At 64.3% G+C, this 2,389-nt stretch carries 1 protein-coding gene; it reads right to left on the bottom strand.

What is annotated here, in order from left to right:
* Positions 1-1,199, bottom strand: a 1,199-nt coding sequence (locus tag AAHM41_RS39925) for a hypothetical protein (protein WP_342242204.1), incomplete at its 3' end; no start/stop codon positions are given.
* Positions 1,200-2,389: the final 1,190 nt, after the last annotated feature.

Genomic DNA, 2,389 nt, shown 5'->3' with positions numbered 1-2,389 from the left:
TATGGAGAGGTCACCAGAACAGGATAGTGATCCGAAGCGAAGACAGTGTTGTCGTCGATCGGTTCGCTGAGCTTCACGGCTGTGAACGTCCGAGAGGTCAAAGGTCCGGCGACGAAGACATTGTCGATCGGAGAATCGGCAAAGTCGGTGCTGACATAGGTTCGGCCAAGCCCGCTCGTCAGGTTCTTGAATCTGACGGTGCCGATCAGCGCCTCGGTGAGAATGGCATAGCTGTCGTCGAAGCCGTCTGTCGTCCCGCAGGTTTCGGGCGTCAGACCCATGCTGCATCCGACGAGCGGCCGAAAGTCTTCGTCGAGCTTCTTGCCGGTCTTGCACTTCTCCACGAACGGCGTGTTGAAATCGCCCGCGACGAAGACGCTTTTCCCGGCGGCCACGTCAGCGGACGCGCGCTCGGCAACCACACCGAGGCTGGCCTCGCGAGACCGGGCTCTATCAAGCGCTTCATCCGTCGTGGCGGCGATGCCCGGATTGCGTGCCTTGGGCATTGCCAGCCTCACCGCCTTCTCGGCGTTCTCGACGGCAATCGCCTCCGCGACGAGGCCGAGTGCGTTTGCCGATTTGATCAGGCTCCGAACACCCTCGGACGGCCGGCAGAAGCCCAGGCCGCTGGAATTCAAGTGAACGCCGTAGACGACAACCCCGCCCTCCAGCTCGACGCGCAAGATCCCCCGCGGGACGAAGGCGTCGGCAAGTTGGGTCGGAATGCGAAGCTCCTCGACCGTGCCCTTGCTCACTTCGGACGTGGCAAGGTCATAGATGAAGGGCGGCCGCAGCGGGTCCCGCTCAGGATGCTCTCTGGTGCGCTGTTGCTCGATCGAGATGGCGCTCACCACCGCCTTGGTCGTGACGATCCCGACCTCAAGCGCATTCGGCCAGACGTCGGAATCGTTGCTGTGGTCCGTCGCGATGACGGTCGCATTGGCATAGCCGAGAAACCGGGCGACTTCAGCGGCCGCGACCACCGATGTGATTTCGTCGAGCACGATCACCTGGGGCAGCGCGTGATCGGGTGTCGCCGCCTTGTGGGCGGCAGCGGCACAGCCGATGGGATCGGCTCGCTTGAGAACCGATTCAGCGGTTGCGGCTTCGACATTCCATGTCGCGATCGACATGGGCTCTGCCGCCGCGGAGCCGGTGCCGAGCAGCACTATCGCGGCAGCGAGAAACTGGATCTTCATGATCGTTCCCCCCACGCAACCCAAGAATGCCGAGGATAGCCGATCCCCTGTCCCAGGTCAGCGGCATGCGCGGGGCCTCGGCGCAGCCCGCACCGCTCGCGGCTACAGGCGGCACTGCAGCCTGTGGCAGGGCAACGTCACTGGAAAGCTGCTCACCGACGAGTCGTCAGCCGCCCAGGACGACAGGGTTGAGCCGCCCAATGCGGCGACCGCTTGGTCCCCTGAGCGGACGAGCACAGGCCCGACGGGCTTCTCCGAAGCGGACGTATCCGCGATTCAACCGCGACCGGAAGCGGACCCGGCTCATAGAGAAACTGTCAGCGATCCCCGCCCGCCGGCGCATGATCGGGCATCGGAGGAGGCCAAGCCACTGGCGGCTTTCGACGCGCTCCCTCTGATCGCGCCGACCACATTGGGCGGAAAGCGGCCGGTCCGACGTCCGATAAGTAGTGTCAGTAGCCGACCGGGGCCGCGGCGAGAATCCGCAACGGGATGATGCGGATGCAATCATTGACACTTCTGGGGGACAACGGCATTGACGGCCCCGATGCCGCACCGGGATGGGGAACATCGTGGACGACGACCGCATGATCAGGAGGATACTCGGCGATAATATGATAGTCGGGACCGCGAGGATGTTCCTCATTTGGGGGCTAAGAGAAACTGGATCTTCATGATCGTCCCCCATGCAACCATGAATGAGGAGGATAACCGATCCCCTCTCCCGGGTCAGTGGCACGCGCGGCCATTGGCGTCGGCACTTGGCGCCGCGATCCGCCGGCGACACCTGCCCACTGCAGTCATGGATCGCGCGGAAGCGCCGCGCGCCCCCCAAAGCCGTCAGGAGCAAGGCGGCACGAGGGTTCAATGCCGGCGGCGTTGAGCCGGCTGCCGCTCGCTGCGGGTTCCGGGCGCGAGCATCCCGCCCGTGCGATTGGGCGGTGCGTCCCCATTGCTGACGTTTGGAGGCCTTCCTGGCCCCTCCGGAGCGGACATGCCCGGCGCTCAATCCGTGCCCGGAAGCGGACCTGCCGGATTGTCCCATTGGGCTTGTCACGTTCGGACAATTCTCACCGATTCCCGCCCTCTGGTCGGCCCGGTCTGCACCCGTAAGATATTGAAATCCCATATGGCGGCCATCGGCTGGGTTCCGCTATCGGGGCAGTAGAACCCGCCAATGTGACAAGCCC

The organism is Inquilinus sp. OTU3971 (assembly GCF_038440215.1).
Note: the sequence above shows the minus strand (reverse complement) of the source record. Positions and strands in the feature narration are given on the sequence as shown.